A 20326-nucleotide genomic window follows, 5' to 3' on the forward strand; every position below is an offset into this window, starting at 1 on the left:
CCTTCCTTTCCCCTGGCTCGGTGTGGTCGCTATCTCTGCCGCCAGTTCCTTGCTAGGCTACGTGGCTCTGGCAGGTGTATCGGTGAACATAATCGGTGGCATCCAGGCGTTTGCGGCCGGTGCCATTCTCACCATGCTGGCCAGCACCATGATGCCCGAGGCATTTGAAGAAGGGGGCGCCGTCGTGGGGTTCATCACCACGGTCGGATTCCTGCTCTCGTTCGTGCTGAGCAAGCTGCAAGGATAGCGGGCAGTTTCGAACTACCTGCGCCAACCATACGGACCGCGGTCATAGTGGCGGTCATAGTCGTCGTAATAGTATCCGTGATGGTGTCCGTAATAGCCGTCCACCGGCACGATGATGCAGCCCGGCAGCAGCGAGGATAGCACCACGAATACAACCAGGTACCGGATTTTCGTTTTCATCTCCGTGCTCCTTTTTCAACAGGGGACACGTCGTCTCCTCTTTTGATTATAGAGACATCGGGATGAAAAGTGGAACAAAGCCACGCGTAACATCGGCGCAAAAGTCCAGTTCGGTGGGGACGGAATTGGAGACCGCAGCATCGCAAGCAAAGGGGACGTGGCAATCAGCTACGTCCCCTTTGCTTGCTTGTAGAGGAGATTGAAGCGGGAAATTTTCAAGAAACTGGAGAGCTTGACAAGCCGTGGTCCGGAAAGGTGTCGGCGTAGCGCTGGGCGATCCGGCTGAACTCCGCTTCGAGTTCGATGAAGGCGTCGGCAACGTCGTGGTACTTCAGGCCGTTGCCCCTCCGAGGGTGAAGTAGAAGGTAGCGCCCTTGCCCACCGCCCCCTCGCCCCAGATCCTGCCGCCGTGACGTTCCACGATCTGGTGCGAGGTCGCCAAACCGATCCCCACCCCGTCGAACTCGGAACCGTGCAGCCTCTCGAAAGGCTTGAAAAGCTTGGCCTGGTAACTCATGTCGAAGCCGGCGCCGTTGTCGGTCACGAAGAGGACTTCCCCGCGGGAGGTCGTGGTCTTGCCCACGGCGATCCTCGGAAAGGAGGTCTTGGCGGTGTACTTCCAGGCGTTGCCCAAGAGGTTCCCCAACAGTTGGTTGACCAGGTGGACGTCTCCCTGCACGGTGAGGCCCGGCTCGATTTCCTGGCTGACCATGCGATGCGGCTCGGTCTCCTGAAGCATCTGCAGGATGGCGGCCGCGGCTGCGCTCAGGTCGATGGGCACCGGGCGGATTGGCACCCTGGCCACCTTGGAGAGTTCCAGCAGGTGGTCGATGAGCGCCCCCATCTGGTTGGCGGCTCCGCGCATGCGATCCAGGTAGGTGCGGGCCTCGTAGGGGAGAGCCGGCCCGTAATCCTCGATGAGGATGGAACTGTAGCTGCTGATGTGCCGCAAGGGAGCCCGCAGGTCGTGGGAGACGGAGTAGCTGAAGGATTCGCGCTCCCGGATCGCCGCCTGCAGGTCGGCGGTGCGCTGGCTGACCCGCTGTTCAAGGAGCTCGTTGGCCTGCTTCAGTTCGTCCGTCTTGGCGAGCAGCCTGCTGTGCATCTGCTTCTGCTGGGCCACGTCCCAGGTGAGATCGGCAAACAGGGTGACAGTGTGGACGTCGGTTTCAGTGTAGTCGGAAGGCTTGTTGCCGACGCCCAAGATGGCAACGACCTCTCCGTTTCTTTGCACCGGCACCACCAGGATGCGCTGGACCGGGGCATGCCCGGGGGGAAGCCCCTTGCGGTGGAGCAGGCTGTTGTAGTCGTTGTAAATGATGGCTTCACCGGAGCGCAGGCCGTCGGCCCAGACCCCGGCCTCATCGATACTGTACTGCCAATGCCGACCCTCGACGCAGCAAAAGTTAGCCAGGGTGCTGGTAGACCACGCCTTCAAGACCACGGCATCGGCCACAGCGTCGAAGAGGTGGTAAAAGCCGATGCTGCTGTCGGTCAGTTTCTCCACTTCGTCCAGCGCTTTCACCATCAGTTCGTCGAGGGAATAGGTGCCCGCCTTTTGAACGACACGGAGTCGGGAGAGATGGATGTCGCTGACACGCTTTTGGCTGGAGATGTCGTGCATGGTCACGAAGACCTGGTACGGCGAGGACTCGCCGGGACGGAACATGGGGATGGCGTTCAGGTTGAACCAGCAGAAACTTCCTCTGCGCGGGTTGAACACCCCGGCTACGGAGTCGAGCACGGGACGGCCGCTGCTGAGAGCAGCCATGGAAGGGTGGCGCTCGGGAGGGAGGTCGGAGCCGTCCTTACCGATGACGCGCCAGGACGGGTTCATCGAGGTGCGGCCGAGAAACTCGTCACGCGTCAGACCGAACATCTCCAGCGCGGCAGGATTGACATCGGTGAGCGTCCCATCGGCTGACTGGAAGAATGCCCCCTGGGCCATCTGGTCGAACAAGGCATGGTATTTGGCTGCATCGTCTCCCATTATGATCCCTTCCGGCTGCACGTGGCTGCGAAACCGGGACAGACTACCACATTAGGAGAGGATAAAAAAGAATTTTAACGTCCCGAGTACCCTCCGCGATCAGTTGTCCGTTGTCGATTGCTGCATTCCTCCTGCGCCCCTACTTTCAAGCGCGCAGCCCTTCCGCCACGACCTCGGCCAGGTCCTTCACCTTGACCGCCCCTCCCTGCAAATCCTTCAAACCGTCCTCCATCATGGTCAGACAGTAGGGACAACTGACGCAGACGGTGTCGGGCTTTTGCCGCAGCGCCTCCCTGACCCGGTTCAGGTTGATCCTTTCCCCTTCCTGCTCCTCCTGCCACATCCGGCCGCCTCCGGCACCACAGCAGAAGGAGCGGACCCCGTTGCGGACGAACTCGGCGGGGGCAGCGCCGGTGGCGGCAGCGAGCACCTGCCGGGGGGCCGCGTAGACGTCGTTGTGCCGCCCGAGGTAACAGGAGTCGTGGAAGAGCAGCCGCCCAAGGTCCGCAACCCGCCGCTTCAGTTCCAGCCGACCGCTGGCAAGCAGCGAGGCTATCAGCTCCGAGTGGTGCATCACCTCCAGCTCGATGCCGTACTGGCGGTAGTCGTTTTTGAGCGCGGAAAAGCAGTGCGGGCACTGGGTGACGATCTTTTTTACCCCGCGCTCGGCGAGGAGGCTGACGTTGTCCCGCGCGCTCCGTTCGAAGACGTACTCGTTGCCCAGGCGGCGCAGACTGTCGCCGCAGCAGCGCTCGTCCTTGCCCAGCGTGCCCCAGGAAATACCGGCGGCGTCGAGGATGGTGGCCAACGCCACCGTCACCTGCTTCTGCCGGGCGTCGAAAGCTCCGGCGCAGCCGACATAGAGGAGGTAGTCGGTCTTTCCCGCCTCGAAGGGCCTGACCTGCAGGGTGCCGTGCCATTTGGTCCGTTCGGTCGGGGCGATCCCCCACGGGTTACTCCTGGCTTCGATGTTCTCGAAAAAGGTGGTGAGCTCCTCCGGGAAGGAGGCCTTCATCTGCACCAGGTGGCGGCGCATCTTGACGATCTTGGGCATGTGCTCGATGAGCACCGGACAGACGCTCATGCAGGCCCCGCAGGTGGTGCAGGCCCAGATCGCCTGTTCGCCGGCGCTCCCCTCACCCGACGTTGTCTCACCAGCCGGCTCGAGGAGCGGCAGCGGTGGTTTCTCGCCTGCGCGCAAGGCGGTGCCGTTGTTCAGGAGGTTGGTCTTGATCGCATGAATGACGTTACGCGGATTGAGCGACTTGCCGGTGGCGGCGGCGGGGCAGGTTTCCTGGCAGCGGCCGCACTCGGTGCAGGAGAAGGAGTCGAAAAGATCCTTCCAGGTGAACTCATCCACCCGTCCGACACCCAAGCTCATCCCCCTGGCGAATTCTTCGCGGGGCTGTGTATTGGGCCGGTCGAGATGGCCGAGGAAACAGTTGGGGATGGCGGTGAGGATGTGCATGTGCTTGCTCTGCGGGAGATAGGCGAGAAAGGAGAGCAGCGCGAGGGCGTGCAGCCACCAGGACCAGGCAGCCAGGGTCGAGGGGACGATCGCGAGCGGCGCCACCAGGTTGGCAGCAATGAAGGCGGAGATCGGGAGAGCGGAGGGATCCTCGCTGCCGAGGGCGATCCGTCCCGCGTGCAGACCGAAGTAGGCCAGCATGAGCACGGCGATCAGGGAGAGGATCAGGAAGGCCTCGGGGCTACGCGCCTTGACGTAATCGCTGCTCAGGGAGGGCTCGGGGAAGAAGAGCCTGCGGGCGAAGGCGATGAGGACGCCGAACAGGGCCAGCAGGGAGACCAGGTCGAAGAGAAAGAGTAGCGCATGCTGAAGCGGCGTCGGAAGCGCGGCGAGGCTTGCCTGCGGCAAAAGGGCGCTGGCCAGGAACTCGGCGTTGGCGACGGCGAGGATGATGAAGGACCAGAAGATGACGAAGTGGTTGGCGCCGAAAGGTTTGCCAAGCACCCTCTCTTGGCCGAAGGCGAGCCGGAGCATGCGCGAAAAACGTGCTCCGGCAGAGTCGAGCCGGTATTCGGGCCGTCCGAGGGCGACCAGGCTGAACCGGCGGTAGCAGCCGATGACGAAGACGGAGGCGGAGAGAAGCAGGAGTACGGCGAAGAGTTTCGGGTTCGGGGACATGGTCAATCCTCTAGATGCACAAAGGCTTTAACGCAAAGGCGCGGAGCCGCAGAGACGCAAGGAAAAATCTTATGAGGGGTAACCCTTTACTTCTTTGCGCCTTCGCGCCTTGGCGCCTTTGCGTTGGGGCTTTTTTGTTTGGTCTTTTAGCCGTTGCTGCAGGCGGCCGTTTCCGGCGCCTTCTGCTTCAGGCTCCGCAGCCGCTCGGTGAGGGCCGGGACGACTTCGAACAAATCTCCCACGATGCCGAGATGGGCGACCTCGAAGATGGGGGCCTCGGCATCGCGGTTGATGGCGATGATCAGGTCGGAGTCCTGCATGCCGACCAGGTGCTGGATGGCGCCGCTGATGCCGCAGGCGATGTAGATCTTGGGACGGACGGTCTTGCCGGTCTGCCCCACCTGCCGCTCGTGCGGCATCCAGCCGGCATCCACGGCGCTGCGCGAGGCGCCGACCACCCCACCAAGCTCCTCGGCCAACTCCTGCAGCAGGACGAAATTCTCCTTCCCCATCATGCCGCGCCCGCCGGAGACGATGAACTCCGCGCCGGCGACGTCCACCTGGTCCTTGTTCCGGTCCGAGACCACCGCCAGCACCTTGGTAAGCATTTCCTCTTCCATGACGCCGCTCGTGACGCGAATGACCGGGCCGCTTTTCCCCTCCATGCGCTCGGGCAGCGGCATGACGTGGGGGCGCACCGTGGCCATCTGGGGACGGAACTTGTCACACATGATGGTGGCCATGATGTTGCCGCCGAAGGCGGGACGGGTCTGCATCAGGTTGCGCCGGTCGTCGATGCCGAGACCGGTGCAGTCGGCGGTGAGCCCGGTGCCGACCACGGTGGCCACCGCTCCCGCCAGGTCCCGTCCCAGGCCGGTCGCCCCCATGAGCACGATCTCGGGCTTATAGTTTTCGATCAGCCGGCAGAGCGCCTTCAGGTAGGCCTCGGTGCGGTAGTGGCGGAACACCGGCTCGTCCACGAGGTAGGCCTCGTCGGCGCCGTAACAGAAGGAGTCGTAACAGAGCTCCTCGACATGCGAGCCGACCACGACCGCCGAGAGCGGCACACCCAGCGTGTCGGCCAACTCCCGCCCCTTCCCCATCAGTTCCCAGGAAACCCGGGCCGGCTCCCCTTCGGTCTGCTCCACGAAGACCCAGACGCCGCGGTAGGCGGCGAGCTTCGCGGCCAGGACCCGCGCTTCCGGGTCGGCCTCCTCCGCATCGGCGCCGCTCTCGCGGGCAAGTCGTTCAAGGATCCGCCGCTCTTCCTCCGTGAAGACCACTTCCAGCGCCTGCGCCGGGCAGACCTTGACGCACTTCACACAGCCGATGCACTTGGACGCGACGATCGCCGGCTCGCCCCCCTCGCCCATCGCGACGGCGTCGACCGGGCAGGCGCTTTGGCAGCGCCCGCCGCAGGCGATGCACCTCCCGTCGATCAGCCGGGCCTTCCCCCGCGGCCTTTTCATGCCTCCCTTCTCCTCGCTCATGCACGCGCTCCTATACGACAAGCAGATCCCTGCTCACAAGTCTGTCGATCAGCAGGTGGGCTGCGCCTGTCGGGTCTGCCGCGCCGTCCCCCACAATCTCCCCTTTTTCCCGCTGCGGTGAGAAGATACGGCTCACCCAGGTCGGCGAGCCTTTCAGGCCGATGCCGTTTTGGTCCAGTTGCAGTTCCTGGTTGCTCCAGACCTGCACCGTCGCCGCCTCGGACTCCAGCCGCATCGGGACGGTCGGATAACGGGGACGGTTCACCTCGCGCACTACGGTGAGCAGCACGGGGAGCGGAGCCTCCACGATCTCGTGGCGCCCTTCCAGTTTGCGCCGCACCGTGATCCTCCCCTGCTGGGGATCGAGCTTCTCGATAAGGTCCACCAGGGTGAGTTGGGTATAGCCAAGGCGCGTGGCGATGCCGGGCCCGACCTGGGCGGTGTCGCCGTCGATGGTCTGCTTGCCGCAGATGACGATCCCCACCTGCTCCTGCTGGTTCAGCCTTTCGATCGCCTCCGATAGCACCCGGCTGGTGGCCAGGGTGTCGGCCCCGCCGAAGACACGGTCGGAGAGGAGAATGGCCTCGTCCACCCCAAGGGCCAGCGCCTTCTTCAGGGTGGCCTCAGCGTTGGGGGGGCCCATGGAAAGGGCGGCGACCCGGAAGCCGAAACGGTCCTTGAGTCTCAGGGCCTCCTCAAGAGCGTGGGCGTCGTACGGGTTCACGATGAAGGGGATACCCTCCCGCACCAGGGTGTTGGTCACGGGATCAATCTGTACCTGGGTGGTGTCAGGCACCTGTTTGATGCAGACTACGACGAGCATTGTCAGCTCCGTTGACGTTTACGTAAGATGCTTGCTTTGCTTAAAAAAAACCCTCTCGTGGAAGAGGGCAGAAAAACCCGGGGTCGCAAGGGAGGAGAGCTACCCCCGCTTCACCTTGGGAATGAAGATCTGTTCCGGGTCGAGCACTTCATGGATGTAGTGCAGTTCCTCCCGGGTCGGGGGAAGCGTCTCGCCGCTGACCCGGCTCACGTCGAGGTCGAACTGGCACATGTCCCGGATCTGCTCCGGCGTGTTCCCCGCGTGGCAGGTGTCGAGGTAGATCCGCCCGCTTTCCTCGTCGAAGCGGAAGACGCCGAGCGTGGAGATGACGGCCGAGGGACCGCCGCGGTAGGCGGCGCCGTAGAGCTCGCGCCGGTGCACCGTCTCGCCGCCGGGCCAGTTGCGCACCCGCCAGCCGGGGCTCGTGATGTAGCTCACCTGCTCGGTGAAGCGGCGCTTCTCGTGCACCATGATGAAGACGGTGCGCCTGGCGAAGGAGTTGATGTCGGGATTGCCGCCGCTGCCGGTCAGGCGCAGTTCCGGGTTCAGGTAATCGCCGATGCAGGTGGTGTTCACGTTGCCGTACTGGTCCACCTCCGCGCCCCCGAGAAAGCCCAGGTCGACGTAGCCCCGCTGCGCGATGCTGAAGGCGTCGTGCAGGCCGGAGGAGCGCGAGGCGCCCATCTCGCAGCGGGCGTCGCCGACCGAGGTGGGGATCTCGGGGGGGCGGCCATCCAGCGTCCCCGCCTCGAAGATCAGCTTGAGGTTCGGCGCATGGGTCTTTTGCGCCAGCATGATGGCCACCATGGGAAGCCCCGTGCCGGCGAAGACGATCTCGTTGTCCTGCACCTCGCGGGAGGCAGCGCAGCAGAGGAGGTCGGCCAGCCCGTATTCTTCCGGTTTCGCGAACTCTTTGTTCATGTCACTGCCCCCTTTTCATGCCGGTGCTGTACTTGAGGGCGGTGTTCGCCTTCAGGTTGAGCATCTTCGGCCAGCCGAGTTTCTCGAGGTAGCCCAGATGGTCCAGGCCGTGGATCCATTCCTTGGCGAAGTCGTCGAACCCTTCCTGGGTCCTGGTCCTGCCGTAGAAATCCTTGAGGAAGGCGCCGTCGACGTCATAGCGGCCGAACATGCCGGTGGGGTGGGCGCCGAAGGGGACTTCGAGGATGTGATCGACCTCGAAGCTGGTGATGGTGTTCTGGTCGCTTTCGCGCCTGAGGTACTCTTCCGGGACGATCTCTTCCGCCATGACGATGGTGACGTCGGCCGCCCTGGCAACTTCCGGGTCGGAGTAGAACTGGCCGTTCACCCGCACCGTCCCCTCCTCCCCCACCTGCTGGACGCAGAGGATGGCGACGTCCACCTTGGCGGCGGGGACCATCACCTGGGCGCCGGCGCCGAAGAAGGGGTCCTCGGTGAAGCGGTACTTGTGTCGCGGGATGCGCCGGCCATCGCGGAGCCCGGCGTTGCCCAGCGTGTCGTAGGCGGGGTTGTGGATGTCGGTGCCGAGCGAGGTCTGGGTAACGGCGTAGGGGGCGCCCGAGGCGGCCGCGCTGAAGCGGAACAGCATCTCCGCGTGGCTGTAGTCCTCGACCAGGATCTCCTTGTTGCCGACCTTCCTGGAGAGGTTGGCGCCGTACTTGCCGTAGAGTTCGTGGCCGACCCAGCACGATTCCCAGATGTCGACGCACCCCGCGCCGACCAGGAACTCGGTCTGCGGTCCGCCGTTCACCTCGATGAGGTGGAGCCCCTTTTTCCTTTGCCGGATCAGCTCGTAGACCAGCGCGAAGGGGCGCCGCCAGATGGTGAAGCCGGAAAAGGTCAGGCTGGAGCCGTTTGTCACGATCTCGGCCGCCTGCTGCAACGTGATCCGCTTGCCGCTACTCATGCGTCCCTCCTTGAACTGTGACCATCTACCCTCCCCTTGCGGGAGGACTACGCTTCGTGGCTGCCCCCCCGCCCCGGAGGACGAGGGGTAAACATTTTTTGCCCCTACGGCCAATGCACCTAACTTCATCGCACCTCCGCCTCGCTTGCCAAGGCCGGGGCGGGGCAGCGGCGGCTGGGCGAATAATTATTCGCCCCTACAGGACGTACGAGTGACGCGGCGTGCAAGGAAACCCTCATCCCTGCCCCCTGGGAGATGGACTATCAGGCAGCCTTGCTAGCTGATGTTTTTCAGGATCTCCCGGGCGATGATGACCCGCTGGATTTCGCTGGTCCCCTCGTAGATGGAGGTGATCCTGACGTCGCGGGCGTAGCGCTCGACCGGGAAGTCGGCGGTGTAGCCGTAGCCGCCCAGCATCTGGACCGCGTTGTAGCAGGCGCGGTTGGCGGCCTCGGTGGCGTAGAGCTTGGCCATGGACGCCTCCTTGGCGAAGGGGCGGCCGCTCTCCTTGCGGAAGGCGGCATTCATGAGCAACAGGCGCGCCGCCTCCAGTTCGGTGTAGCTGTCCGCGATCTTCCACTGGATGGCCTGGAAGCTGCTGATTTTCTGCCCGAACTGCACCCGTTCGGTGCTGTACCTGGTGGCGTAGTCCATGGCCGCAAGGCCGACCCCGAGCGCCAGGGAGCCGATGCCGATCCTCCCCCCGCCCAGTTCGGCGACGGCGATGCGGAAGCCGTCGTTCAGCTTCCCCATCAGCGCGTCCTTGGGGATACGGCAGTTGTCGAAGACCAGTTCGTTGGTGGCCGAGGCGTGCTGCCCGGTCTTTTCCTCCTGCTTGCCGATCACGAGCCCCGGCGTCCCCTGCTCCACCAGGAAGCAGCTGATCCCCTTCCCTTTGGGCGCCTCCCGGTCGGTTACCGCCCAGACCACGAAGACGCCGGCGTAAGGCGCGCTGGTGATGAAGATCTTGGAGCCGTTCAGCACCCAGCTGTCGCCGTCGAGGACCGCGGTGGTGGTCATGCCGGCGGGGTCCGAACCGGCGCCGGTTTCGGTGAGGGCGAAGCTCCCGGCGGCGTAGGCGCCGGAGCAGATGCGCGGGATGTACTTCTCCTTTTGCTCCTGCGAGCCGACGGCCTGGATCACCTCGCAGACCATGTTGTTGACCGAGACGGTCACCGCGGTGGAGGCGCAGGCACGGGCGATTTCGGTCATGGCCACGCTGAAGGCGACCACCCCGGCCTCTGAGCCGCCATACTCGCCCTGCACGTTGAGGCCCATGAAGCCCAACTCGGCCAGCTTCTTCAGGTTGGCGAGGAACGCCGGGCGGTCTCCCTCCCGGTCCAGCTTGGCCGCGAGCGGCTCCAGTTCGGAACGGGCGAAGTTGCGGGCGGTTTCCTGGATCAGCTTCTGCTCTTCGGTAAGTTCGAGAAACATCGGTGTCTCCCCTTTGTGAATCGGTTACAGGTTCATCGCGCACACTTGGCCGTGAAAGCGGGGACGAACTGCATCACGTCCGCTACCACCAGGACATCGGCGATCTCGCCGATGGGGGCGTCCTTGTCCTTGTTGATGGCCACGATGAAGTCGGCTTTCTTCATTCCCGCCAGGTGCTGGATGGCGCCGCTGATGCCGCAGGCGACGTAGAGCTTGGGGCTCACCGTCTGCCCGGTGGTGCCGACCTGGTGGCTGTGATCGACCCAGCCGGCGTCGACCACCGGGCGGCTCGCGCCGAGCTCGCCTCCGAGGGCGCTGGCGAGGGCGGCGATGACCGGGACGTTGTCCTTCTTGCCCACGCCGCGGCCGGCGCTCACGATGACCTCGGCCTTGCTGAGGTCGACCCCTTTCTGCTCGGCGGCCTCGTACCCCACGAACTCGATGGCGGAGGCGGTGCCGGAAAGCTCCAATCTTTCCAGTTGCGGCGTCCCCTGCGGCTCGCCGGATGGACTGAAGGCGCCCGCCTGGATGGTAAGCACGCAGCGACCGCTTCTGGGGGTCACGGTCCGGCGCAGCTTGGCGTTGCAAGCGTTCACCTCGTAGGCTCCCTCGTTGAGCGCCACGATCTCGGAGACCTGGCCCGCCTTTAGGGCGACGGCGACGCGCGGCGCGAGGTCCCAGCCGTAGGAGGAGTGGACGAAGACGATGCAGTCCGGGTTCTCCTTCTCGACGGCCTGCAGCACCAGCTGTTTGTGCAGGTCGGGGTTGTACTCGCCGTATTTGGCGGCATCGGCCAGGTAAAGCTTGCCGGCGTATTTCGGGAGTTCGGTATCACTCCCCACCAGCAGCATGACGCTGTCGGCGCCAAGGCGGTCGGCGAAGGCCTTCAATTCGTAGGTGGTGTCGAGGAGCTTTCCCTGCCGGTATTCCCCTATCAGTAACGCTTTCATGGTCTCCTCCTATCTGAGCACCGCGGTCTTTTCCTTCAGGATCCCCATCAGCCGGTCCACCTGGACGCCGATGTCCCCTTCCAGCACCAGGCCGCCACCTTTCTTGGCGGGGGGGTAGATCGCGGCGGTGGCGGTCAGTTCGGCTTCGCCGGAGAGCTCGGCCGGCGTCAGGGAAGCGATCTCCTTCTTCTTCGCCTTCATGATGTTGGGAAGGGTCGGATAGCGCGGGGTGTTGAGCCCCAGCTGGCAGGTGACCAGCGCCGGGAGCTTCAGCTTGGCAACGCCCTTGATCCCCCCTTCCAGCTCCCTCTTGACGGTGATGGTGCCGCCGTCATAGCTGAAGCCGACCAGGGTGGTGGCGCAGGAGAGGCCTAAGAGTTCCGCCACGATGACGCCGACCTGCGCCGAACCGCGGTCCTGGGACTGCATGCCGGTGAAGATCAGGTCGAACGCCTCCCCCTTGGCGTAGCTCGCGATCATCGAGGCGATCTGCCAGGGATCCTTCTGGTAGTACCTGTCGTCCCGGATGTGGACGGCACGGTCCCCCCCCATGGCGAGCGCCTTCTTGATCGCCTCCACCGTCCGCTCGGGACCGATGGAAAGGACCGTGATCTCGGGCTCGCCGCCCAGTTGTTCCTTGAGCTGTACCGCCTGTTCCACCGCGTATTCGTCGTATTCGTTCATGCGGAAGGCGAGGTCGCTCTCGTCGTACCAGGTCTTTTCGCCGTTGGGTCTGAACCGGGACTCCATGTCCGGCACCTGTTTGATGCACACCAGTATCTTCATAGCTTCCTCCTCTGGATTCTTTGCGGCGTCACGCCGAGACACCTTCCGCGGCCGCCAGCCGCTCCTCTTCCGGCGGCGCCGGCTCGATTCTGCCGGCCACCTCGGCTAATGCGGTGACGGCGGCCATGCTCAGTTCCGGCCCCGCCTTCCCTATCTCGAGCGGCGTCGCGAGCCGTTCGGCCACCACCTCGGCCAGGTCCCGCACCGCCAGTTTCCCTTCGCAATCACCGGTCTTGATGCCGTCCTCGAACATGGTCAGGCAGAAGGGACAGTTGGATACGATGAGCGGCGCCCCGGTCGCCTCGGCCATCTTGACCCGCTGCACGTTGATCCGGCTCCCCAGCTTTTCCTCGGCGAGGATCCGGCCGCCGCCGGCGCCGCAGCAGAAGCTCTCCAGCCCGGACCTCTGCATCTCGTTGATCCTCCCCCCGGCGACGTGCAGCACGTTGCGCGGTTGCTCCATGATGCCCTGGTAGCGACCAAGGTAGCAGGAGTCGTGGTAGGTGTAGTCGAACTGGTGCGGAGCGAGGGCGAGTGTCCCTTGCGTGAGCAGCCGGTCGATGAAGACGGTGTAGTGTTCGACTTCCACGTCCAATCCGAGGTCGCGGTAGTCGCGTCCCAGGGTGTTGAGACAGTGGGGACAGGTGGTGACGATCTTCTTCACGCCGTACCCCTTGATCAGCTCGATGTTCTCCTGGGCCGTCACCTGGTACAGGTACTCGTTGCCCAGCTTGCGCAGCGGTTCGCCGCAGCAGCGCTCCTCCTTGCCCAGGATGCCGACGCTCACCCCCGCCGCGTCGCAGATCTTCACGAAGCTCTTGGCCACCTCCTGATTTCTCTTGTCGAAGGAGGCGTAGCACCCCACGAAGTAGAGGATGTCCGCCCCCTCCCCCTCGGAGAGGTGCCGCACCGGGAGGCCGTCGGACCATTTGCCCCGCTCCGCGTAGGCCATACCGAAGGGGTTGCCGTTCACCTCGACGTTGTTGGCCGCGACCATGACCTCCTCGCCGGGGAATTCGCCCTGCATGAGCACCAGGTTGCGCCTCATCTCGATGACCTTGTTGACGTGCTCCACCTGCGCCGGGCAGATCTCCTGGCACGAGCGGCAGGTGGTGCAGGACCAGAGGGCGTCCCGGCCCACCGTCTCGATCAGGTCCGCCTGCGGCGCCGTGCACGCGGTCTCGCCGATCTGCTGCACCACCTGCATCGGGGAGAGCGGTTTGTCCGTGTTGAAGGCGGGGCAGCGATCCTGGCACCGTTTGCAGCTGGTGCAGGCATCGGCGTCGAAAATGTCTTTCCAGGTGAGGTCGGCGACCTTGTCCACCCCGAAATGCTCCACCCCTTCGGCCTCGAGGTCGATGGTGGCGATGCTCCCCTTTGGCCTGAGATCGACGAAGAGGTAGTTGGCGGGGGTGGTCAGCAGGTGACGGAACTTGGTCCAGGGGATGGCGGCGATGAAACCGGTGACCAGCAGGAAATGGCACCACCACCAGAGCCGGTGCAGCTCCTTGAGGGACTGGAGGTCGAGCGCGGCGAACTGGCCGGCGACGAAGAGTCCGATCGGCGAGAAGCGGGCCAGGTCCGGGTTCTGACGCAGCTCCGTGGCGGCCATGCGTACGCCTTCGGCGAAGAAACCGGTGACGATGATGGCGGATAAAAGGCCGTGCATCAGGTAGTCGTCGCGGGTGATCTTGAGCCCCTCCGGCCGTGCCACGAAGCGCCTGAGCGCCAGGCCGAACAGGGTGACCAGCGCGGCCAGGCCAGCGAGGTCCAGCACCAGCGAGTAGGCCTTGTAGAAGCCGCCGGTGAGAATCCTGACGCCGAAGAGCGGCTGCGAGACGTCGGCCTGGGCCATGACCAGGAGGGTCCCGATGAAGAGGACGACGAAGCCCCAGAAGAACAGCGCATGCGGAATCCCGGGGCCGGCGACGCGCAGCACCCTGATCTGGCCGAACAGGTTGGTGGCCATCAGCATGATCCGCTCGCGCAGGTTGTCCAGGCGGTTGAGGGGTTTCCCCTGCCGGTAGACCTCGATCCGCTTCCAGCACCCGTAGGCGCAGGCGGCGAAGGCGAGCAGCGTGAGCAGGTACATCGGGAGCACCACGCCGTGCCCTACGTTCCAATAGATTTCCCTGGTAGCTTCCATGACTCACTCCTGCGTGTTGACTGATGCGGATTGCGCCGCTGCCAGCTTCCCCCCTCCCCGCCTCCCCCCTCCGGGGGGAGGAGTGAAGGCCTTACGAGAGCAGCATCTTGGAGATGACCACCCGCTGCACCTCGTTGGTACCTTCGTAGATCTCGGTGATCTTGGCGTCGCGGAACATGCGCTCCACCTCGTAGTCGCAGATGAAGCCGTAGCCGCCGTGGATCTGGATCGCCTCCTTGGTGACATAGGTGGCCGCCTCGGAAGCAAGCATCTTGCACATCGCCGACTCCGCCGTGTAGTTCTTCTTGGCGTCCTTGAGGCAGGCGGCCTTGTAGGTCATCAGCTTGCTGGTCTCGATGCGGGTGTACATGTCGGCCAGCTTGAACTGGATCGCCTGCAGCTCGCAGATGGGGTGATCGAACTGCTTGCGCTCCTTGGAGTACGCGAGCGCCCGCTCGAAGGCGCCCTCGGCGATGCCGAGCGCCTGGGACGCGATGCCGATGCGCCCGCCGTTGAGAGTATCCATGGCGATCTTGAACCCCTGCCCTTCCTGCCCGAGGAGGTTCTCCGCCGGGATGCGCACGCTGTCCAGCGCGAAGGCGGTGGTGTAGCTGCCCCGGATACCGAGCTTCTTCTCGTTTTTGAGGATCTCGACCCCCGGGGAATTGAGGTCGATGATGAAGGCGGAAACACCCCGGTGCTTGAGGCTCTTGTCGGAGGTGGCGAAGAGGACGCCGGTGCCGCGGTAGCCGCCGTTGGTGATGAAGATCTTGGAGCCGTTGATGACGAACTCGTCCCCCTCGCGCCGGTAGGTGGTCGAGATGGCCCCGGCGTCGCTGCCGGCATCGGGCTCGGTGAGGAGGAAGCAGCCGATCACCTTGCCGGTGTTCAGCGCCGGGAGCCACTTCTTCTTCTGGGCCTCGGTGCCGAAGGTGTAGATCGGGCCGCAGGCCAGCGAGGTGTGGGCCGAGATGAGCACGCCGCTGGAGCCGCACGCCTTGGAGACTTCTTCGACCACGATGGCGTAGGAGAGCATGTCGAGCCCGGCGCCATCGTACTCCTCGGGGAGGTAGCTCCCCAGGAAGCCCATCTCCGCCATCTTGTTGACCAGCGCGTCCGGGATCATGTGCTCCTCGTCGATCTGCATCGCGATCGGCTTGATCTCCTTCTCCACGAACTCACGCACCGAATCCCTCAATACCTTGTGGTCCTGGCTCAATTCGAAATCCATTGCATCCTCCTGTTATGTGTGCCGGTTAGGGAAATTCGAATGTCTCTATTCCCCTCGCCCTCCGGGAGAGGGGCAGGGGTGAGGGCTTCACGAGGCAACTGCTCGGCAGGCAACGGCACCCTCACCCGGCCTTCGGCCACCCTCTCCCAAAGGGAGAGGGATTTGGCGTCGGACGCTATTTGCCTCGGAACTGCGCCTTGCGCTTCTCCACGAAGGCGCCCATACCTTCCTTCTGGTCCTCGGTGGCGAAGAGGACGCCGAAGAGGGAACTCTCATAGCGGAAGCCGTCTTCCTTGGTCATGTTGAGACCGTTGACGATGGCGTTCTTGGCGTAGGCGACGCCGAGGCTGCCGTTTTTGGCGATCTCCCGCGCCAGCTCCAGGGCCTTCGCCGCCAGTTCCGCCTGGGCGACCACCTCGTTGACGACACCCCAGGCGAGGGCCTTCTGGGCGTTGATCATCCTGCCGCTGTAGACGAGTTCCTTGGCCCGGTTGGGGCCGATGAGACGGGAGAGGTTCTGGGTGCCGCCGAAACCGGGGATGATCCCTAGGGTGACCTCGGGGAAGCCGAGCTTGGCGTTGTCGGAGGCGTAGATCACGTCGCAGGCGAGGGCCAGCTCCAGACCGCCCCCGAGGGCGTAACCGTTGACCGCGGCGATGACGGGCTTGCCCATCTTCTCGATGAAGAGCATGACCCGCTGCCCCTGAAGGGCGAAACGGTGCCCCTCGAAGGAGTTCATGTCGGCCATTTCCTTGATGTCGGCGCCGGCGACGAACGCCTTTTCTCCCGCTCCGGTGAGGATCACCACCTGCACGGCGGGGTCCTGCTCCAGGTTGTAGAGGGTGCACTCCAACTCGCCCAGCACCTGGCTGTTCAGCGCGTTCAGGCTCGCCGGCCGGTTCACGGTGACGGTCGCCACTCCCTCGGCGATATCGCAACGGATGTTCTGGTTTTCCATGATGATCGCTCCCCAGGCCTAGCCCTGATAGTCGTAGAATCCCTTCCCCGATTTCTTGCCGAGATACCCGGCGTTGACCATGTTGACCAGGAGCGGACAGGGGCGGTACTTGGGATCCTTGAAGCCGTCATGCAGGACGTTGCAGATGGCGAGCACGGTGTCGAGGCCGATGAAGTCGGCGAGGACCAGCGGTCCCATGGGCTGGTTGGTGCCGAGTTTCATCCCCTTGTCGATGTCCTCCGCCGTGGCGATCCCCTCGTAGAGCGCGAAGATCGCCTCGTTGATCATCGGGATCAGCACCCGGTTCACGATGAAGCCGGGGTAGTCCTTGGCGACCGCCATTTCCTTGCCGAGCCGCGCGACCAGGGCGCCGATGGCCTGGAAGGTCTCCTCGCTGGTGCCCAGCCCCCGGATCACCTCCACCAGCGTCATGATCGGCACCGGGTTCATGAAGTGCATGCCGATCACCTTGTCCGGGCGCTTGGTGCAGGCCGCGATGCGGGTGATGGAGATGGAGGAGGTGTTGGAGGCGAGGATGGCCTCCGGCGCGACGATCTCGTCCAGCTTCTTGAAGAGCTCGAACTTGAGGTTCTCGTTCTCGGTCGCCGCCTCCACCACCAGGTCGCACTGTGCGAAGTCCTTGAGATCCTTGGTGGCGGTGATGCGCGCCATGATCCCCTCGATGCTGGTGGTGAAGATGACCCCCTTTTTCGCCTGGCGCTCCAGGTTCTGTTCGATGGACTTGAGCGCCTTGTCCAGCTGAGCCTGGGAAATGTCGTAGAGCAGAACCTGGTACGCGTGCTGGGCGAAGACATGGGCGATGCCACTTCCCATCTGGCCGGCCCCTATGACGCCTACTACCTTGAACATGTCAGCCTCCTATCAAAACGTGGATTCTTTACGTGCGGGTCAGACCCTTTCGAATACTACCGCGACCGCCTCGCCTCCGCCGATGCAAAGGGTGGCGAGCCCGTAGCGTGCCTGGCGCCGGTGCAGTTCGCGCACGAGCGTCGCGGTCAGCCTGCCGCCGCTGGCGCCGATGGGATGGCCGATGGCGCAGGCGCCGCCGTTGACATTCACTTTGTCCGGGTCCAGGCCAAGTTCTTTGATGGCGATCATGGCGACAATGGCGAAGGCTTCGTTCACCTCGAAAAGGTCGATGTCTTTCGGCTTCAGCCCCGCCTTGGCGCAGGCGACCTCGATGGCCCCGACGGGTGCTTCGGTGTAGCGCTCGGGATGGAGGCTGCAGGTGGCATGGGCGACGATGCGCGCCCGTGGCTTCAGGTTCAGGCGCTTCACCGCGTCGGCGCCGGCCAGCAGGGAAAACGCCGCGCCGTCGTTGATGGTGGAGGCGTTGGCGGCGGTGATGGTGCCGTCCTTTCTGAAGACCGGCTTGAGGGCGGTGAGCTTGCCGAAGTCGACCTTGAAAGGCTCCTCGTCCTCCTCGACCGTCACCTCGCCGCCGCGTCCCTTTTTCAGCACCGGCACGATCTCGTCCTTGAAGATGCCGCCGCGAACCGCCTCCTGCGCCCGGGTGTAGGAGCGTACGGTGAACTGGTCCTGGGCCTCGCGCGAGAGGGCGTGCCGCGCGGCCGCCTCTTCGGCGATGTCGCCCATGTGACGCCCCGAGTACGGGTCCTGCAGGCCGTCGTAGATCATGAGGTCGGTGAGTTCACCATGCCCCATGCGGTAGCCGTAGCGCGCTTTTTTCAGGATGAAGGGGGCAAGCGACATGTTCTCCATCCCACCCGCGATGACCACGTCGGAATCGCCCAGCATGATGGAACCGGCACCGAGCATGATCGACTTCAAGCCGCTGCCGCAGACCTTGTTGATGGTGAGCGCATGCGCGGCGTCGGGAATGCCGGCGTAGCGCATGGCCTGCCGGGCGGGAGCCTGCCCCACCCCGGCGCTGAGAACCTGGCCGGCGATGACCTCGTCGACTTGGGCGGGGTTTAGGTCGGCACGCTCCAGGAGCGCCTTGATCACGGTCCCCCCCAGCACGGGCGCCTCAACGTCGGACAACGAGCCGCCAAAGGAGCCGAACGGGGTTCTCAGCGATTCCACTATGAAGACGTCTTGCATCGTTTCCCTCCCGGTGTTGATGTGTTGGTTAGAACTTTATCTGTCGTTTACGTTAAAGTCAAGCAAAAGTATAACAAGAGTTTAAATACGAGAATTTATTGTACCACCGGCGCCGACCCGCCGCAGCGCGATCAAAGACAGGCACCACTTTCCGCGCCACAACCAACCGAAATACAACGATAAAATTTATTCAGCCACAAAAAAGGGGCTCGAATCAGCGAGCCCCTCGGTAAAACAAAAATTGTTTTTAGCATCACACATACACGATATCGTCGGGCAAATCCGTGATTTTCACCCCGCCCTCTGGGGCCACGGCAAACGTGTTTTCGATACCTATAACACCGAGGCCGGGGAGCACGAACTTCGGCTCGATGGCGATGGTCTGCCCCGCCCGCAGCTGCGACTTGAATCCCTGGGCCAGCACCGGGAATTCGTCCAGCTCGAGCCCCACGCCATGTCCCACGAACTTTGCGTTCTCCCCCGGCGCGCCCATGAAGTTGCTCGCCAGCCCCTCGCCCTCAGCAATCTCGGCGGCCTGGGCGAAAAGGTCTTCGCAGACCGCGCCGGGCTTCAGGTTCTCAGCCAGGTGCTGCTGGATCCGCAACGAGGTGGCAAAGGCGCGCTCCAATTCCGCGGCGAGCCGCCCCACCACGAACATCCGTGTCATGTCCACGATGTAGCCGTTGAAGACGCCGGTGTAGTCCACCAGCACCGGGGCGTTGGCGGCTATGGCATCGGTCGAGGCACCGTGGGGCGAGGCGTTGGAGAGTCCCCGACCGGTGACCGCGCCGTCGAAGAACCCAGGATTGCCGGCGCCGGCGCTGACGGCAAGCCCCTGGAACAACTCCTGGTTGTAGGCGCGCATGCGCACGTACCCTTCGCCTCCCGCCTTGCGCAGCCGATATTCGAACTCCGCGGCGAGGTCCAGCTCGCGCATCCCCGCCCGCAGAAAACCGGGCACTTCCTTGAACACTCCGCAAAGCCTGGCGCCGCTTTCCCGCATACGCTCCAGTTCCAGTGCTGACTTCACGCTGCGCAGTTCCCGGTTCAGCGTGGAGACGTCCACGAACTCGACGCCAGGCAGGAGCTTCGCGTAGTACTGGTACTGCTGAACCGGCGCCACGTCGAACGTGAAACCGACCCGCTTCAAGCCGGGCGGGAACAAAGAGGCGAACTCCTTGCTGGAGGGAAAGGGGCGCGTGTCGTCGATGACGCTCTCCGCCTGGGCGCGGAAGTAGCTTTTACGCACCATCAGGCGCGGCTTCCCTTCCGCGGGAACAAAGAGCGCGGAATTCTGCCGCGTGCCGGAAAAGTAGTAGATGTCGATGGGATAGATGAACAGGGCGCCGTCGAGTTCTTGTTGTTTCAGCCCGCCCTGCAGCCGGGAGATCCTCTGCTCAGATTCGGTCTTGGTCAGCATGCGCTCCCCCAGTCGTTGTGATACGCGATTTCCGCCAACTCCTTGCGCGGCCGCGCCTTGGGCTCCTGGTCCGGGTAACCCAGCGGCGTCACCCCGACCACCCGTATCCCCTCCGGGATGCCGAGGGAGTTCTTCAGGGTCCGCTCGTCGAAGAGCCCCATCCAGCAGGTGCCGAGCCCGAGGCCGTGCGCGGCCAGGCAGATATGCTCGAAGGCGATGGCGGTGTCGGCGACATAGTACTCGATGCCGTTCTCGACGCCGGACTGTGCCGGATCGGCGCAGACCACGATGGTCACCGGGGCCTGCGACAGCGCCTTCTTGCCGGGGTTGTCGTCGGGGAAAGCGTCCAGCAGCGCGTTCCGCTTCCCTCCCGCCGAGAGCACCAGGAAGCGCCAGCACTGCATGTTCTTCCAGGATGGCGCCAGGCGCCCGGCATCGAGCACCTGGCTCACCTTCTCCCACTCGACGGGGGTGTCCCGGTATTTACGGATGCTTCTTCTGTCGTTTATGGCTTGGAACACGTCCACGGTTTGTCCTCCTTGTTCTTCCTCGT

At 64.0% G+C, this 20326-nt stretch carries 18 protein-coding genes; 1 reads left to right on the forward strand and 17 read right to left on the reverse strand.

The features are described from left to right. The first annotated feature begins 82 nt into the window (after positions 1-82). Positions 83-247, forward strand: a complete 165-nt coding sequence (locus tag KOL99_RS17480) for a hypothetical protein (RefSeq protein ID WP_216511759.1) — start codon at positions 83-85, stop codon at positions 245-247. A 14-nt stretch (positions 248-261) separates the two neighbouring features. Here the strand turns inward: KOL99_RS17480 and KOL99_RS17485 are convergent, their stop codons facing one another. The 17 genes from KOL99_RS17485 to KOL99_RS17565 all read right to left on the reverse strand — a co-directional run bounded on the left by KOL99_RS17485 (position 262) and on the right by KOL99_RS17565 (position 20300). Continuing rightward, complete coding sequence (locus KOL99_RS17485) at positions 262-426, reverse strand: hypothetical protein (protein ID WP_216511760.1); 165 nt, start codon at positions 424-426, stop codon at positions 262-264. Between the two features lie 331 nt (positions 427-757). Continuing rightward, the gene (locus tag KOL99_RS17490) at positions 758-2416 is read right to left on the reverse strand and encodes a GAF domain-containing protein (protein ID WP_216511761.1); all 1659 of its coding nucleotides are present in this window, start codon (positions 2414-2416) and stop codon (positions 758-760) included. 145 nt (positions 2417-2561) lie between these two features. Beyond that, entirely contained in the window at positions 2562-4562 is a 2001-nt protein-coding gene (locus tag KOL99_RS17495) for a heterodisulfide reductase-related iron-sulfur binding cluster (protein ID WP_216511762.1), read from the reverse strand. 146 nt (positions 4563-4708) lie between these two features. After that, complete coding sequence (locus KOL99_RS17500) at positions 4709-6052, reverse strand: FAD-binding protein (RefSeq protein ID WP_216511763.1); 1344 nt, start codon at positions 6050-6052, stop codon at positions 4709-4711. Between the two features lie 10 nt (positions 6053-6062). Further along, on the reverse strand, positions 6063-6875 hold the full coding sequence (locus KOL99_RS17505; RefSeq protein ID WP_216511764.1) for an electron transfer flavoprotein subunit beta/FixA family protein: 813 nt from the start codon (positions 6873-6875) through the stop codon (positions 6063-6065). Between the two features lie 99 nt (positions 6876-6974). Beyond that, on the reverse strand, positions 6975-7796 hold the full coding sequence (locus KOL99_RS17510; RefSeq protein ID WP_216511765.1) for a CoA-transferase subunit beta: 822 nt from the start codon (positions 7794-7796) through the stop codon (positions 6975-6977). 1 nt (position 7797) lies between these two features. Further along, complete coding sequence (locus tag KOL99_RS17515; RefSeq protein ID WP_216511766.1) at positions 7798-8763, reverse strand: CoA transferase subunit A; 966 nt, start codon at positions 8761-8763, stop codon at positions 7798-7800. A 276-nt stretch (positions 8764-9039) separates the two neighbouring features. Further along, positions 9040-10197 carry an acyl-CoA dehydrogenase family protein gene (locus KOL99_RS17520; protein ID WP_216511767.1) on the reverse strand — a complete coding sequence of 386 codons (1158 nt, stop codon included), beginning with the start codon at positions 10195-10197 and terminating at the stop codon, positions 9040-9042. A gap of 32 nt (positions 10198-10229) precedes the next feature. Further along, on the reverse strand, positions 10230-11147 hold the full coding sequence (locus KOL99_RS17525) for an electron transfer flavoprotein subunit alpha/FixB family protein (RefSeq protein WP_216511768.1): 918 nt from the start codon (positions 11145-11147) through the stop codon (positions 10230-10232). A 9-nt stretch (positions 11148-11156) separates the two neighbouring features. After that, entirely contained in the window at positions 11157-11933 is a 777-nt protein-coding gene (locus KOL99_RS17530; RefSeq protein WP_216511769.1) for an electron transfer flavoprotein subunit beta/FixA family protein, read from the reverse strand. A gap of 28 nt (positions 11934-11961) precedes the next feature. Further along, a complete protein-coding gene (locus KOL99_RS17535) occupies positions 11962-14079 on the reverse strand; it encodes a heterodisulfide reductase-related iron-sulfur binding cluster (RefSeq protein ID WP_216511770.1) in 2118 nt (705 codons plus the stop codon). Between the two features lie 91 nt (positions 14080-14170). Next, positions 14171-15310 carry an acyl-CoA dehydrogenase gene (locus tag KOL99_RS17540; RefSeq protein WP_216511771.1) on the reverse strand — a complete coding sequence of 380 codons (1140 nt, stop codon included), beginning with the start codon at positions 15308-15310 and terminating at the stop codon, positions 14171-14173. A 175-nt stretch (positions 15311-15485) separates the two neighbouring features. After that, positions 15486-16268 carry an enoyl-CoA hydratase/isomerase family protein gene (locus KOL99_RS17545; protein WP_216511772.1) on the reverse strand — a complete coding sequence of 261 codons (783 nt, stop codon included), beginning with the start codon at positions 16266-16268 and terminating at the stop codon, positions 15486-15488. An 18-nt stretch (positions 16269-16286) separates the two neighbouring features. Further along, positions 16287-17138, reverse strand: coding sequence for a 3-hydroxybutyryl-CoA dehydrogenase (locus tag KOL99_RS17550; protein ID WP_216511773.1), 852 nt, complete (start codon positions 17136-17138; stop codon positions 16287-16289). Positions 17139-17177: 39 nt separating this feature from the next. Then, positions 17178-18353, reverse strand: a complete 1176-nt coding sequence (locus KOL99_RS17555) for a thiolase family protein (RefSeq protein WP_216511774.1) — start codon at positions 18351-18353, stop codon at positions 17178-17180. 253 nt (positions 18354-18606) lie between these two features. Next, positions 18607-19773, reverse strand: coding sequence for a M24 family metallopeptidase (locus KOL99_RS17560; protein WP_216511775.1), 1167 nt, complete (start codon positions 19771-19773; stop codon positions 18607-18609). Next, complete coding sequence (locus tag KOL99_RS17565) at positions 19767-20300, reverse strand: nitroreductase family protein (protein WP_216511776.1); 534 nt, start codon at positions 20298-20300, stop codon at positions 19767-19769. The genes KOL99_RS17560 and KOL99_RS17565 overlap by 7 nt, the downstream gene beginning before the upstream one ends. Positions 20301-20326 lie beyond the last annotated feature (26 nt).

The sequence above is a fragment of the Geomonas azotofigens genome, from assembly GCF_018919395.1.
Classification (GTDB): Bacteria; Desulfobacterota; Desulfuromonadia; order Geobacterales; family Geobacteraceae; genus Geomonas; species Geomonas azotofigens.